Annotated in this window: 10 protein-coding genes and 1 pseudogene; 3 read left to right on the top strand and 8 right to left on the bottom strand. The window is 39.8% G+C overall.

Annotated features, from left to right (window positions below):
- Window positions 1–342: 342 nt before the first annotated feature.
- A pseudogene (gene copA / locus INT04_RS12345) lies at window positions 343–3,286 on the bottom strand (copper-exporting P-type ATPase CopA).
- Window positions 3,287–3,421: 135 nt separating this feature from the next.
- Between copA and cueR the strand changes: the two are divergent.
- Window positions 3,422–3,835, top strand: coding sequence for a Cu(I)-responsive transcriptional regulator (gene cueR / locus INT04_RS12350; RefSeq protein ID WP_193016431.1), 414 nt, complete (start codon window positions 3,422–3,424; stop codon window positions 3,833–3,835).
- Here the strand turns inward: cueR and INT04_RS12355 are convergent.
- The 5 genes from INT04_RS12355 to tesA all read right to left on the bottom strand — a co-directional run bounded on the left by INT04_RS12355 (window position 3,789) and on the right by tesA (window position 7,648).
- A complete protein-coding gene (locus INT04_RS12355; protein WP_193016432.1) occupies window positions 3,789–4,277 on the bottom strand; it encodes an NfeD family protein in 489 nt (162 codons plus the stop codon). The two genes, cueR and INT04_RS12355, sit on opposite strands and share 47 nt — an antisense overlap.
- Before the next feature lie 2 nt (window positions 4,278–4,279).
- Window positions 4,280–5,203 carry an SPFH domain-containing protein gene (locus tag INT04_RS12360; RefSeq protein ID WP_193016433.1) on the bottom strand — a complete coding sequence of 308 codons (924 nt, stop codon included), beginning with the start codon at window positions 5,201–5,203 and terminating at the stop codon, window positions 4,280–4,282.
- 37 nt (window positions 5,204–5,240) lie between these two features.
- Window positions 5,241–6,098 carry a co-chaperone YbbN gene (locus INT04_RS12365; RefSeq protein WP_193016434.1) on the bottom strand — a complete coding sequence of 286 codons (858 nt, stop codon included), beginning with the start codon at window positions 6,096–6,098 and terminating at the stop codon, window positions 5,241–5,243.
- Window positions 6,099–6,182: 84 nt separating this feature from the next.
- Window positions 6,183–6,968: an SDR family oxidoreductase gene (locus tag INT04_RS12370; protein WP_193016435.1), complete on the bottom strand. Its 786-nt coding sequence runs from the start codon at window positions 6,966–6,968 to the stop codon at window positions 6,183–6,185.
- Between the two features lie 50 nt (window positions 6,969–7,018).
- A complete protein-coding gene (tesA, locus tag INT04_RS12375; protein ID WP_193016436.1) occupies window positions 7,019–7,648 on the bottom strand; it encodes a multifunctional acyl-CoA thioesterase I/protease I/lysophospholipase L1 in 630 nt (209 codons plus the stop codon).
- Between tesA and ybbA the strand changes: the two genes are divergently transcribed.
- Entirely contained in the window at window positions 7,619–8,305 is a 687-nt protein-coding gene (ybbA, locus tag INT04_RS12380; RefSeq protein WP_193016437.1) for a putative ABC transporter ATP-binding protein YbbA, read from the top strand. The two genes, tesA and ybbA, sit on opposite strands and share 30 nt — an antisense overlap.
- Window positions 8,302–10,743 carry a putative ABC transporter permease subunit YbbP gene (gene ybbP, locus INT04_RS12385; protein WP_193016438.1) on the top strand — a complete coding sequence of 814 codons (2,442 nt, stop codon included), beginning with the start codon at window positions 8,302–8,304 and terminating at the stop codon, window positions 10,741–10,743. Before ybbA ends, ybbP begins: the two co-directional genes overlap by 4 nt.
- A 90-nt stretch (window positions 10,744–10,833) precedes the next feature.
- On the opposite strand, the gene INT04_RS12390 is transcribed toward ybbP, so the two are convergent.
- Both INT04_RS12390 and INT04_RS12395 read right to left on the bottom strand, forming a co-directional pair.
- A complete protein-coding gene (locus tag INT04_RS12390; RefSeq protein WP_193016439.1) occupies window positions 10,834–12,996 on the bottom strand; it encodes an ornithine decarboxylase in 2,163 nt (720 codons plus the stop codon).
- A 179-nt stretch (window positions 12,997–13,175) separates the two neighbouring features.
- On the bottom strand, window positions 13,176–14,198 hold the full coding sequence (locus INT04_RS12395) for a mechanosensitive ion channel family protein (RefSeq protein ID WP_193016440.1): 1,023 nt from the start codon (window positions 14,196–14,198) through the stop codon (window positions 13,176–13,178).
- Window positions 14,199–14,241 lie beyond the last annotated feature (43 nt).

Raw genomic sequence — 14,241 nt, forward strand, 5'->3', positions numbered from 1 at the left:
CAATAAAATAGAATAATATTTTATTTTTTATTTAATATAAATAAACAGCCTTATTATTCATGCTCTTTTAATAAGAATAAGATGTTTATTTTATGAGTAATAAAAACGGATGAAAAATTTATAATATATTGCTATTCTAGCGACAAGAGAGCGGAGTCATGACTCTCTTGTATAATGAGAAATTCCTCTTTGACTGGCCGATATTATTATCGGCTTTTTTTTTAACCTTTTGATAAGGTTAATAATCATTAATAAGAAGTCAATAATAAGATAATAAAAAACCTCTTTTACTGATAAGTCAAAGAGGTTTTAGTATAATAACTCTACATAAACTATTAAGTGTTATTGCTTGGGTTTAAAACGCAGTAAACGGTTTGCATTACTGACAACGGTAATTGACGACAATGCCATTGCTGCACCTGCAACAACAGGGTTTAACAGTGTGCCAGTGAAGGGATAGAGAATACCTGCCGCAATAGGAATACCTAAGCTATTGTAGACAAAGGCACCGAATAGGTTTTGCTTCATATTACGTAGCGTACCTTTTGAAATCTCAACAGCATCAGCAACACCATGTAGGCTATGACGCATTAACGTGATTGCTGCGGTTTCAATGGCGATATCACTACCACCTCCCATCGCAATACCCACGTCAGCTTTAGCTAATGCTGGTGCATCGTTGATACCATCACCAATCATAGCAACACGACGACCTTCAGCTTGAAGTTCTGTAATGGCTTGAGCTTTACCTTCAGGCATAACACCTGCAATAACTTGATCAATGCCAGCTTCTTTTGCAATAGCATTTGCGGTGATCGGGTTATCTCCCGTTAACATCACTAAGCGATAGCCTTGACGATGTAAACGTTGTAATGCACTTACGGTATCTTCTCTAAGTGGATCGCGAATAGAAAGTAATGCCGCAATTTTGCCGTCTTGCGCCAATAAAACAGGGGTAACGCCCTTAGCGGCTTGAGCATCAATAAGTGGTTTGATTTCACTAATATCAATGCCTGATCCAAGCATTAATTTAGGGTTACCTAAAAGTACTGTTTTATCGTTAATTTCACCACTTAATCCCATTCCTGCCAATGTGCGGAATGTGTTGATTTCGGGTAAATCAATACCTTCAGCGCGAGTTAAAATGGCTTTGGCTAAAGGATGATTAGACCCTTTTTCAAGTGCGGCTGCTAAGGTAAGTGCTTGAGCTTCATCTATCTGATTGAAAGTATGAATTTCAGTGACCTGAGGCATACCTTCTGTCAGTGTTCCTGTTTTATCAAAGACTAAGGTATCTAATTTACTCGCTTGTTGCAGTGCATCGGCATCACGGACTAATACGCCATATTCAGCCGCACGACCGACACCAGAAATAATCGACATCGGAGTTGCAAGGCCTAGAGCGCAAGGGCAAGCGATAATAAGAACAGTCGTGATAATAACAAGTGCATAGGTAATTTGTGGCGAAGGACCAAAAAAATACCAAATAGCACCGGCAATGAGTGCGATAGCGACGACGACAGGTACAAACACACTTGAAATTTTATCTGCTAATTGGCCAATTTCAGGTTTACTGCTTTGTGCTTGTCGAACGAGTTTAATAATACGAGCTAATGTTGTTTTACTGCCTACTGCGGCTGCTTTAAACAGGATTGAACCATCTTGAACGGTCGTTCCCGCATGAATAACATCACCTACCGTTTTTTGCTGTGGAATAGGCTCACCTGTCAGCATAGCTTCATCCATCCATACTTCGCCTTGAATGATTTCGCCATCAACCGGCACTTTGTCACCCGTAGCTAAACGTAATGTCATTCCTTGTTTAACCTCAGCCAAAGGCATTTCAACTTCACCGCTTTCAGTAACAACTCTGGCCGTGGGGGGGGGTTAAATCTAATAGACGTTCGAGGGCTTTAGATGATCGCTGACGTGCCCTCTGTTCAAGCATATGACCCAGATTGATTAAACCGATAATCATTGCGCTGGCTTCATAATAGAGATGTCGTGCTTGAGCAGGGAAGACTTCAGGCCATAAATTCACCGTAATGGAATAGAGCCATGCCGTTCCTGTTCCTAATGCCACTAAGGTATCCATGGTGGCATTGCGATTCTTTAAGCTCTGCCATGCACTACGATAAAAATGGCCACCAGCAACAACCATAACAAACAGCGTTGCAATACCAATACCTAACCAAATGCTGTGGTTCGCTTCTGTTAACATCATATTGTCGCCGATCATTCCCCAAATCATGACAGGAATACCAACAACTAATGCTAATGCAGCTTGCCAACGAAAACGCTTCATATTAGCGACAGCAACTTCTTGCTGACGTTCTCTGCGTTTTACATCATCTTGAATAATCTCAGCTCCATAACCCGCTTTTTCAATAGCAGTAATGAGGGCCTCATGATCGATATCACCGATCACTAATGCACTACGTTCAGCAAGATTTACACGTACATTCTCAACCCCTTCAACGGATTGTAATGCTTTATGTACCTTGTTAACGCAACTCGCACAGGTCATGCCATCAATCAACAGTTGAACACTGCTGTCATCATCAGCATCAGTGTCTAAATTATTATCAATATCAGCATTTTCAACTGGAATATCACAAACAGCCGCTGACGATGCTTCCAGTTGTGCATGCGTTTGCGTCAGCGGCTTAGTTTTTGGGAAGTCAGTACCTGCTAATTGTGCTTCAAAACCAGCTTCTTTGACTGCGTCTATTAATGTTTCAGTGGTGGCAGAACCGATTACTTTTGCGTGAGTTAATTCAACCTCGGCACTTTCAACACCGGCAGTGGCTTCAAGTGCTTTTTTGACAGAGCCAGTACAGTGACCACAATTTAGGCCTGAAAGTGTTAAATGAATAGCGTTGTCAGCCGGCGTAACGTTTGCTTGGAAGCCTTCCGCTGTAATAGCTGAAATTAAATCATCAGCACTCGCATCACCAAAAATATCAGCAGATTCTTTTGTGACATTAACTGCAGCAACACCTTCAACCGCTAATAATGCTTTTTCAGTTTTACCGACACACTTCATGCAGTTAAGCCCACTTAGGCTTAATTTTACATCAGGTTGTGTTGCAACACTGGCTTCATAACCTGCATCTTCAATCGTTTTTATTAAGCTTTCAGCAGTTGCATCACTGTCAATTTTAGCGTATTGAATAGTCACAATTGCCTGCTCTATGTCATTGCGGGCATCAAGTGCTTTTTTTACACTGTTTATGCAGTGGGAGCATGAAAGACCTTGTAGTGCGAGTAGCGTAGTTTTTGCCATTTTAATATATCTCCGAAATAAAAAAGCGTTACCTCTATTATTGCGCAATATCCGGTAACTTGCTTTCTTTAAAGGTTTTTTCTTATCAGAGATAAAGGCTAAACCTTTCCGCAAGGGGAAGGTCAAGGGGGAATTTTGAATATTAGTGAAATCGCAAGCAAAACAGGATTAACCGCTAAGGCTATTCGGTTTTATGAAGAAAAAGACTTGATTACGCCACCGAATCGAGGTGAAAACGGCTATCGTTATTATCAGGCACAACATATTGAAGAGTTAACATTATTACGGCAAGCAAGAGAGGTTGGTTTTAACTTAGAAGAGTGTCGAGCGTTATTGATGTTACTCAGAAATCCATCTCGGCATAGTGCTGACGTAAAAGAAGCCACCTTAAAAAAGGTGGCTGAAATTGAAAAAACAATTAACGAACTTAACGCGATCCGTCAGCGTCTTCTTTTGTTAGCCAGTGAATGCCCTGGTGATGATGGCGCAGATTGTCCTATCATCAATCATTTGTCAGGGTGTTGTCATCATCAAAAGCAACCGGTTTAAGCGGGATAACTTGCAAGGTAATACCGTCAATAGCAACCACTTCAACCTTATCACCAGCATGTAATGGCGTGTCTGAATATACACGCCAACTGCCATCAGCCAGTTTTACACGACTAAACCCATTTTCAGTATCTGATGATAAAACAGCATGTACTCCAATCAGTTGATGACTTTTCTGATTTAAGTTCTCAGCTTCTTTTGATTGCTTTCTGCGTTTAAGCCAAATGTGCCAAAGTACCGCACTAATGACCGTTAAAATCGCAAATAACACACCTTGAATGGGCCAGCCAATAGGCAGCATCCATGCGAGTAAAGACACGCATAGGGCAGCCATTCCTGACCATAAAAGATATCCTGCTGTTCCTAACATTTCTGCAATTAACAGCAAGCCACCAAGACAAAGCCAGAAAAGTGCGGGTTGAGCACTCATCCATTCAATCATTATTAATTGCTCTTGTTGCCTGAGTCACTTTTTTGAGTATTCAGTAATTCTGAAATACCCCCAATTGCACCCATTAAGTTACTGGCTTCTAATGGCATCATCACAACTTTACTGTTGTTAGCAGAACCAATTTGTGCGAGTGCGTCCGTATATTTTTGAGCAACAAAGTAGTTAATCGCCTGCATATCACCTTTGGCAATGGCTTCAGATACCATTTGTGTTGCTTTTGCTTCCGCTTCTGCCGCACGTTCACGGGCTTCTGCTTGTAAGAATGCGGATTGACGCTCACCTTCTGCTTTCAGGATCTGGCCTTGTTTTTCACCTTCCGCTTTTAAGATAGCGGCTTGACGAATCCCTTCAGCCTCAAGAATATCAGCACGTTTAGTCCGCTCGGCTTTCATTTGCGCATTCATCGCAGAAATTAATTCTTTTGGTGGGCGAACATCACGAATTTCAATACGAGTAATTTTGATACCCCAAGGGTTTGTTGCATCATCCACAATGAGTAACAGGCGACTATTAATTTGGTCACGTTGAGAGAGAATTTCATCAAGTTCCATTGAACCTAACACGGTACGGATATTGGTCAGTGTTAAGTTGATAATGGCAAGCTCTAGATTATTGACTTCATAAGCCGCTTTTACTGGGTCAATTACTTGAATAAAGCAGACCGCATCGATACTCACGTTGGCGTTATCACGAGAAATCACTTCTTGAGATGGAATATCAAGCACTTGTTCCATCATATTAATACGGCGACCAATGCGATCAACGAAAGGAACAATAATTTGAAGTCCAGGCGTCAGTGTACGGGTGTAACGACCAAAACGTTCGACAGTCCACTGATAACCTTGTGGAACGGTTTTAACACCGCTTAAAACTAAAATAATAGCGAATAAGATGATAATACCAATGACTATTTCCATATACCTGTCCTAAGTCTGCTTTAATAAGAAAATAAAACTAATAAAGTAAAGAATACACCTTACGGCGATAGTTAGACGCCAAATTATCATTAGCACCTAAGGCAGATAAAATATCCATCAGGGTTTTCTTAACTTGTCCATCACCTGCATTTAAGTCTTTCTTGATAAAACCAAATAGCAACTTTAATGCTTCTTCATTACGAGCGACTTCATGTAATTTTAGTGCAAGTTGGATTACAAGCTCTGTATTTTGAGGTTGTTGGTTAAAATCATTTTGCAATTGCTGAATTTCTGGCGTGTCAGCCGCTTGTTTTTGTAATTCAATTTGTGCTAACAAACTATGGTAGTAACTGTCTTGATCTTGTAATGGGATCGTAATTAATAGTGTTTGTGCTTCTTCATGTTTGTTTAAAGAAATAAGAGCACCCGCTAAAGCCAGTGTAATTTCACTGTTTTTAGGCGCGAGTTGATGTGCTTCTTTTAATAAAGGTAACGCTTCATCCGCTTTTCCTTCTGAAAGAAGTTGTGCTGCTTGTGCCGCTTTGAGTTCTTCTGGTTTTGGTAATACGTTGGCTAAAACTTGGCGAATTGCCTCTTCGGGTTGAGGGCCTTGGAAACCATCAACAGGGCGGCCTTCTTGCAAAATATAAACAGTTGGAATAGCACGTAGGCCAAATTGTGAGGCGATCATTTGTTCTGCATCGCAATCCAATTTAGCCAAAATAAATTGGTCAGTAAACTCGGCAGCCAGTTTATCCAATGTCACACCAAGCTCTGCACAATGTGGGCTACGCTCTGAATAGAAATACATCATGACAGGCTTTGTCATGGATTGTTCTATAATTTGTTGAATATTCGATTCATTTACATCAACAATATGTGCAGTTGCTAACATTAACTTGTCCCTTTTTGAGAGTTTTAAATATAGATGCGATTTATAAAGCTATTTCATTAATAAGTAAGGGTGAAAGCTGAAAAATCAAGGCTTGCCACTTTGGCGGCTTAAAATTGCATCCATTAAAGTATCAGGTAGAAATCGTTTTAATATTCTGACAGCATAAGTTAATAGCGTTACGGGATAACGTATCTTAGGTCTTGGACTTTCTAAAGCATGGATAAGCTTTTTCACCACATCTTCAGGTGTTAATGTGAAACGACTCGCAATCCCAGGATTTTTTACTGGTTTATCTTTTTCGGCTTGAGCGACATTTTCCGTGAAACAAGTCTGTATCGGACCTGGTTCAATTAAACTGACTTTAATACCAGTATGCGCTAATTCCATTCTTAAGGCATCAGACCAAGCCTCTACCGCATATTTGCTCGCGGCATAAGCGCCTCTGCCTGGTGTGGAGATGATCCCCATCACTGAGCTGGTTTGAATAATACGCCCTTCACCATGAGGTAACATGGCAGGTAACAGTAACGTGGTGAGCTGATGTAAGCCAAAAAAATTGGTAGAAAACTGTTTTTCCATTTGTTGTCGAGTCACAGCATCTAATGGGCCATAAACACCGAATCCGCCGTTATTAAATAATCCATATAAATGTCCGTTTGTTAGGCGAATAACCTCTAGAGCTGCTTTTTCAACACTTTCTGTATCATCAAGATCAAGATAAATAGGCTCTAATCCCAGCGTTTCCATGCGTTCAAGGTCTTCCTCTTTACGACAAGCAGCAAGGACTCGATAGCCTTTTTTCTTTAGTGCTTTTGCCGCACAGAGCCCTATTCCACTAGAACTTCCTGTAATCAATACCGTTTTTTGCATAATTTTACAATTAATCTCGTTTAATCTACGTCAACTACTGTCAGAATAGCCTAACGTGTTAAGTAAGGGGATAACGTTTTATCCATCCATTGCGCAATAAAAGGCTGAGCATCTTCATTGGGGTGTATGCTGTCATTTTGCATCCACTCAGGCTTATTGGCAATTTGCTCCATATAAAAAGGGATCAATGGAAGCGCATTCTCCTCAGCGAGTTTAGGATAAATTGCTGAAAAGGATTGTGTATAGCGTTTACCGTAATTAGGTGAAATCATAATTTGCATAAAGAGTGGCGTTGCACCGGCATCTTTAACTTGTGTAATGATGTTTTGTAACGCGTCTTTTGTTTGTGCAACAGGGTATCCTTGTAAGCCATCATTTGCACCTAATTCAATTAAAACCCAACGAGGTTGATGCTGCTTTAGTAAGTCAGAAAGCCGATTTTGACCTTGAAATGCGGTTTCGCCACTTATGCTGGCATTAATAACATTAATTTCAGGGTAGGTTGTTTTCCATTTATCAGCAAGGCGCTGAGGCCACGCGCTTTCAATAGGAAGACGATATCCTGCACTTAAGCTGTCACCAAAAATTAAAAAGGTATCAGCAGCCATTGCCTTAAAGCTAAATATCATCATAACGATAAGGAAAAAGGTATGTCGTCGAAAAAGGTTCTTGAAGTTCATCAGTTAACCAAACAAGTAGGACAAGGTGATAGTCAGATCTCTATATTGCAGGGTGTTGAGTTAGTTGTCGAGCCCGCACAAACAATTGCGTTAATTGGTGAATCTGGATCAGGTAAATCGACGCTGTTAGGCATTATTGCAGGTCTTGATGATGGAAGTGCGGGCTGTGTGAAATTAATGGGGCATGATCTTACAACAATGAATGAAGAGGCACGCGCTAAGTTACGTGCTGAGCATGTTGGTTTTGTTTTTCAATCATTTATGTTGATCCCAACCTTGAATGCACTCGAAAATGTGCAGTTGCCCGCATTATTAAAAGGCGAGTCAGAAAAACACAGCCGTAAGCGTGCTGTTGATTTACTTAAGCTGTTAGGATTAGGTGAACGCATATTCCATATGCCTGCACAGCTTTCAGGTGGTGAACAACAACGGGTAGCATTGGCAAGAGCATTTTGTACTCAGCCCGCTATTCTTTTTGCTGACGAGCCAACAGGGAATTTAGATCGCAAAACGGGAGATAAAATCGCTGATTTGCTGTTTTCTCTCAATCGAGATTATGCAACAACATTGATTTTAGTTACCCATGACAATGAGTTGGCTGCTCGTTGTCAGCGGCGTTTACGATTAGTTGATGGACAACTTAAGGAGGAGTCATGATTTGGCGTTGGTTCTGGCGTGAATGGCGTTCTCCTGCATTATTAATTGTTTGGCTTTCTTTAGCACTTGCGGTCGCTTGTGTGCTTGCTTTAGGGCGCATAGGTGATCGTATTGATAAAAGTATTTATGCTCAAAGCCGAGATTTAATTGCGGGCGATTTAGTGTTGCGAGCATCTTATCCCATTGATGAAAACTGGCTTGCTGAGGCGAAAAAAATGGGATTAACCCTCAGTCGCCAAATGCAATTTACTACAATGTCTTATGCTCCAGAAGGAGATACACCACAGCTTGCATTAGTTAAAGCCACTGATAATTTGTATCCACTTTATGGTGAATTAGAAACAGAACCAGCGGGCTTAAAACCAGAAAAAGGCACAGCACTTGTAGGTGCACGATTACTGGAACTGCTTGATATAAAAGTTGGCGATAAAATTGATGTAGGTGATGCTACATTTACGATCAGTGGTGTATTAATTCAAGAGCCTGATAGCGGATTCAACCCTTTCCAAATAGCGCCACGTATTTTAATTAATCTTGATGATGTCGAATCAACAGGTGCAGTACAACCGGGCAGCCGTCTGACTTATCGTTATATGTTTGCGGGCGATGAATCGGTAATTGATAGCTATCAGCAACGTTTTGATCCGTTATTAAAACCCGATCAACGTTGGAACAGCTTAAAACTAGACAGTGGTGCACTTTCACAATCGATGGAAAGAGCAAAAAACTTTCTTTTACTTTCTGCGTTGTTAACGTTATTACTTGCCATATCGGCAGTCGCGGTTTCAATGGCACACTATTGCCGTAGTCGGCATACTTTAATTGCAGTGCTGAAAACCCTAGGTGCAGACAAACGTGCATTGAGAAAGTGGATTGTTGGGCAATGGGGAGTGATCCTTATTGGCGCGATTGTTGTCGGTTCATTAGTCGGGCTTATTTTTGAAGCTATCTTGCTACAAATATTAACGCCTGTTTTACCTAAACGGTTACCTGAAGCGAGTTTTTTACCGTGGTTTTGGTCAGTGGGTTCTTTATTGTTAATCGCTTTATTAACAGGATTAAGACCTTATTATCAACTAATGGCAACACAACCTTCCCGTGTATTAAGAAGTGATACTACGGCACCAGTGTGGCCTCTTCGTTATTATTTGCCCCTTGTGGCGTTAATTGTTGTCAGTACTTTAACACTGTTTGCGGGTACAGGGGTTTTACTGTGGTCAATTTTATTAGGGATTGTTGTTATTGCCTTTTTACTTGGGGTGATTGGCTGGCTAGGATTGTGGGTATTAAAACAGTTTAAATTCCGTCAATTAAGTGCACGTTTAGCGGTGACTCGCCTATTACGGCAACCTTTTCAAACAATGACTCAACTGGCTGCTTTTGCACTTTCATTTATGTTGTTAACGCTATTGGTACTGATCCAAGGTGATTTATTAGAAAAATGGCAAAAACAGTTACCAGAAGATAGTCCTAATTATTTTCTGATCAATATGTCACAGCCTCAAGTTCAAGACATTAATACCTTATTGGCGCAATACAACGTTGAACCTACGGATGCTTATCCTGTGGTATTAGCGCGTTTAACACAGATCAATGAGAGTAACGCCAAGGAGTGGGCGGATAAACGTGATGCAGGAAATAACACTGTACGTCGAGAACTTAACTTAACGTGGCACAGTGAATTACCCAAAGATAACGTGATTATCGAAGGAACATGGCCGCCTGTCGGTAATGGGGTCTCTCTTGATCAAGGCGTTGCTGAACAACTGAAAATTAAACTGGGTGATGAGTTAACTTTTGTGGGAGATACCCGTGAATTTAAGTCGATAGTGACCAGTATTCGTCATGTTGATTGGGAGAATATGCGTCCTAATTTTTTCTTTATTTTCTCAGAAGAAGGGTTAAGTAATCAGCCAGAAAAATGGATGAGTAGCTTTTATTATAATGGTGATGGTGCGTTAATTACGGCACTTAATCGACAATTCCCTACAGTCAGTGTGTTAGATACAGGTGCCTTAATTCAGCAAGTTCAGCAAATCTTACAGCAAGTCAGTCGAGCCTTAGAGATTATGGTGGGGCTGGTGATGATCTGTGGTGCATTATTGTTGGTTGCTCAAATTCAAGTCGGCATGACGCAACGACGAATTGAGCTGGTGGTTTATCGTACATTAGGGGCGGGTAAATCATTATTACGCCGTACACTGTGGGCAGAATTTGCTTTATTGGGCTTAATGGCGGGTTTAGCTGCCGCAGTGGGCGCAGAGGTGGCATTAGGTTTATTACAAAAATCGGTATTTAATTTCCCTTGGCAACCTCAGTGGGGAATGTGGCTTACCGTGCCTGTTGTCGCAGCATTATTACTTTCTCTATGTGGTAGTCTTTTAGGCGTTAGATTGTTGCAAGACAAAGGGCAATATCGACGTATTCAAGGCGAGTAACTGACAGAGATAGTGGCTCATAAATTTAAGTAAATAAAATGCTGATATTGGAATAACATCAGCATTTTTTTCTTAAGAAGAATAAAGAGATTAATTCTTTATGACATAAGCATAAATACGTTTACTGCCATCTTGCTCATCGTAAATATAAACACCTTGAAGTTCAGTTGAAAAACCGGGTAGTTGATTAATAGTGACTTCAAGGGCTTTGAAATAACGCAACACCGCACCACTCCAAATTTCACCGGGTACAGCACATAAAACACCGGGTGGATAAGGTAATGCGCCTTCTGCGGCGATCCTACCGTCTAATTGACTTAACGGTAAAAACTCTACATTGCCACGTACAAATTCAATATTAGCATGTTGAGGGCTTAGCGCTCGCTTAGGAAAATAATTTTTTCTAAACATCTGTTTTTGCAGTAACTTGATATTGTATTTGATACAAATATCATGCATTTCCTGACAGAGTTGGCGCAATGTATAACCCTGATAACGAGATTGATAACGACGATAAACGGAAGGTAATACGTGTTCTAATGGAGCATCATCAATGAGCAATCTCTCAAATCTTACAATCAATGAAATTAGGCGTTCAAATTTTTCACTATGTGCCGCAGGTGTGAGTAAAAATAGAATAGAATTTAAATCACTTTTTTCAGGAATAACACCATGTTCCCGTAAGTAGTTTGCCAAAATAGATGCAGGTACACCAAAAGCTTCATATTCACCCGTATGAGGATCAATACCTGGTGTTGTGAGCATTAATTTACAAGGATCAACAAAGTATTGATTAACGGCATATCCGTTAAAAGCGTGCCAATTATCATTGGGAATAAAATTAAAAAATCGCTGATCAGACGCTATTTCATCTGTGTCGTGATCTTGCCAAGCAACACCATCTACAATTTCAGGAATAAAAGGCTTAATAAACTGGCACTGCTTTAGTAATGATTTACGTGCTTCGATACCTTGCTTAACACAGTTCATCCACATTGTTTCACCGCTTTTGCCCGAATGCATTTTTGCATTGACATCAAGGGCGGCAAAAAGGGGGTAAAAAGGGCTAGTAGATGCATGCATCATAAAGGCATTATTCATACGTTTATGGTTAACATATCGTGGCTGCCCTTTGATATGAGCATCTTTTTTATGTATCTGCGAGGTTTGTGAAAAACCGGCTAGTTGCTTATGAACAGATTGAGTGACGAGAATACCAGGATCGTTTTCATTAAGCGTCAGCAATAAAGGCGAACACTGTTTCATCATCGGAATAAACTGTTCATAACCGACCCAAGCGGAATCAAATAAAATATAATCACAAAGATGACCAATTTTATCAACAACTTGCCTTGCATTGTAAATCGTGCCGTCATAAGTACCAAGCTGAATAACCGCTAAACGAAAAGGACGCTTATCGAATTGGCGTTCTGGCGTAATCTCTGCAATTTGTTGGCGTAAATAGCTCTCTTCAAAGCAATGCGCATCAATACCACCGATAAAACCAAAAGGGTTGCGAGCTGTTTCTAAATAAATAGGAGTGGCACCCGCTTGAATAAGTGCGCCATGATGATTGGATTTATGATTATTTCTATCAAATAATACTAAATCATTGGGTGCCAATAATGCATTTAAAGCGACTTTATTCGAAGAGGATGTCCCATTTAAAACAAAATAGGTTTTATCCGCATTAAACACTTGTGCTGCAAAGGCTTGAGCATCATAAGGTGCGCCTTCATGAATAAGTAAATCACCCATCTCGACATCCGCATTACACAGATCAGCGCGAAAAAGGTTCTCACCAAAATATTGATAAAACTGTTCGCCTGCGGGATGACGACGAAAAAATTCACCACCTTGATGACCAGGGCAATCAAATGCGACATTTTTTTCAGCAACATAATTTACTAAGCGTGAGAAAAATGGCGTAGTCAGATTTTCTTCATATTGATGAGCCGCTTTATTGATCATCATACTATTTTTTTGATATGCGTTTTTATCTGTAATAACAATGCCTGAAACCTGATTAAGTAAATCGGCATTTACCGTATCGTTAAGATTTACCGCAATAAATACGGGCAATTGAAAACCTGTTTGCTGAATGCGTGTTAACTCACCGGATTCAATATCCAATAGTGACATTATAACGGCTGACACTTGCGTTAAATTTGCATCAGCAATATCAATAATAGGGCGTTCACAAGAAAAGTAGTGTGAAAGCGAGGGGTGACACGCCAACTTCATTTTTTTCATTACACTCGTGTTTTAATCAATAGAAGAATTGGCAAACAATATACTTGGTTGTGAATACGATTGAAATGAATGAAGCAATAAAAATGATAATGTTATGCATGTTAAGTGCATAACATACCATTATAAGTGATAAGTAAAAGGGTAAGCTTATGGAGAGATTGACTTATCCTTTCCAATATTTATGCAATGGATGACGGCTTTTCGATATAAACTGTTTGAGATGGAAATGCAAAGTCAGCACCATGTTTATGCACAATCTCAATTATCTTTAAATAGACGTCTTGTTGCGCCGCAAGCCATTCTGCCCAGACCGTTGTTTTAGTAAAACAATACACCATGATATTGAGTGACGAGTCTGCAAATTGATTAAAATAGACCAACAATGTTTGTTGAGTATCTATCTTGTCATTTTGCATTAGCATTGTGCGGATATCTTCGACAATTATGCCAATTTTATCTGAGTCTTCATAACGTAAACCGAGTTCAGTTTCAATACGTCGGTTGGTCATTCGACCAGGATTCTCTACACTAATTGAGGAAAAAATTGAGTTTGGGATATAAAGTGGGCGATGATCAAAGGTGATAATTTTTGTGATACGCCAACCAATTTCTACTACGGTGCCTTCAATATTACGATCAGGAGAACGTACCCAATCACCAATATTAAAAGGGCGATCAAAATAGAGCATGACACCAGAAAAAAGGTTACTTAGTACATCTTTACTTGCCATGCCAATGGCAATACCACCCAATCCCCCAAATGTCATTAAACCAGATAAGCTCATTCCAAAGTGCTCACCAAACAATAAAATGATAATGACAAAAAGGGTAATTTTAAATATACGTGAAATAATACGTGCAGAGGTGGGATCACTGCCTTTTTTAATTTGAGATTGCTCTAATCTATTAATTAATAAGAAAAATTTTCGCATTAAAATTAAAGCGATACCAACATAAGTGAAGAAATTAATCATTCTAAAAGAGATAAAATGAAGATTAAAATCGACCACTGCCATTTCACAATATTGGCTTAAGATAATCACTAAACTACAAAGAAAGACAGCTTGGCTGATATGAATAATAATATTTCTACGACGTTTTTTCTTTTTGTCATGAAAAAGAGAGACGACAACAAAAGCAACAAAACAGGCTAAGGCAATACCTATACCTATTGAGTATTTTATTATTAATGCATCATTCATCAGCTTAACGTCTCCTAGAAAATGCGTTTATATTATAGAGAAC

Source organism: Proteus sp. FME41, assembly GCF_014897315.1.
In the GTDB taxonomy this organism is placed as follows: Bacteria; Pseudomonadota; Gammaproteobacteria; order Enterobacterales; family Enterobacteriaceae; genus Proteus.

Coding starts and splice junctions, on each gene's coding strand:
- INT04_RS12395 (WP_193016440.1), bottom strand. CDS start 14,198: ATGAATGATGCATTAATAATAAAATACTCAATAGGTATAGGTATTGCC.
- INT04_RS12370 (WP_193016435.1), bottom strand. CDS start 6,968: ATGCAAAAAACGGTATTGATTACAGGAAGTTCTAGTGGAATAGGGCTC.
- ybbA (WP_193016437.1), top strand. CDS start 7,619: ATGTCGTCGAAAAAGGTTCTTGAAGTTCATCAGTTAACCAAACAAGTA.
- INT04_RS12390 (WP_193016439.1), bottom strand. CDS start 12,996: ATGAAAAAAATGAAGTTGGCGTGTCACCCCTCGCTTTCACACTACTTT.
- INT04_RS12360 (WP_193016433.1), bottom strand. CDS start 5,203: ATGGAAATAGTCATTGGTATTATCATCTTATTCGCTATTATTTTAGTT.
- tesA (WP_193016436.1), bottom strand. CDS start 7,648: ATGAACTTCAAGAACCTTTTTCGACGACATACCTTTTTCCTTATCGTT.
- INT04_RS12365 (WP_193016434.1), bottom strand. CDS start 6,098: ATGTTAGCAACTGCACATATTGTTGATGTAAATGAATCGAATATTCAA.
- ybbP (WP_193016438.1), top strand. CDS start 8,302: ATGATTTGGCGTTGGTTCTGGCGTGAATGGCGTTCTCCTGCATTATTA.
- INT04_RS12355 (WP_193016432.1), bottom strand. CDS start 4,277: ATGATTGAATGGATGAGTGCTCAACCCGCACTTTTCTGGCTTTGTCTT.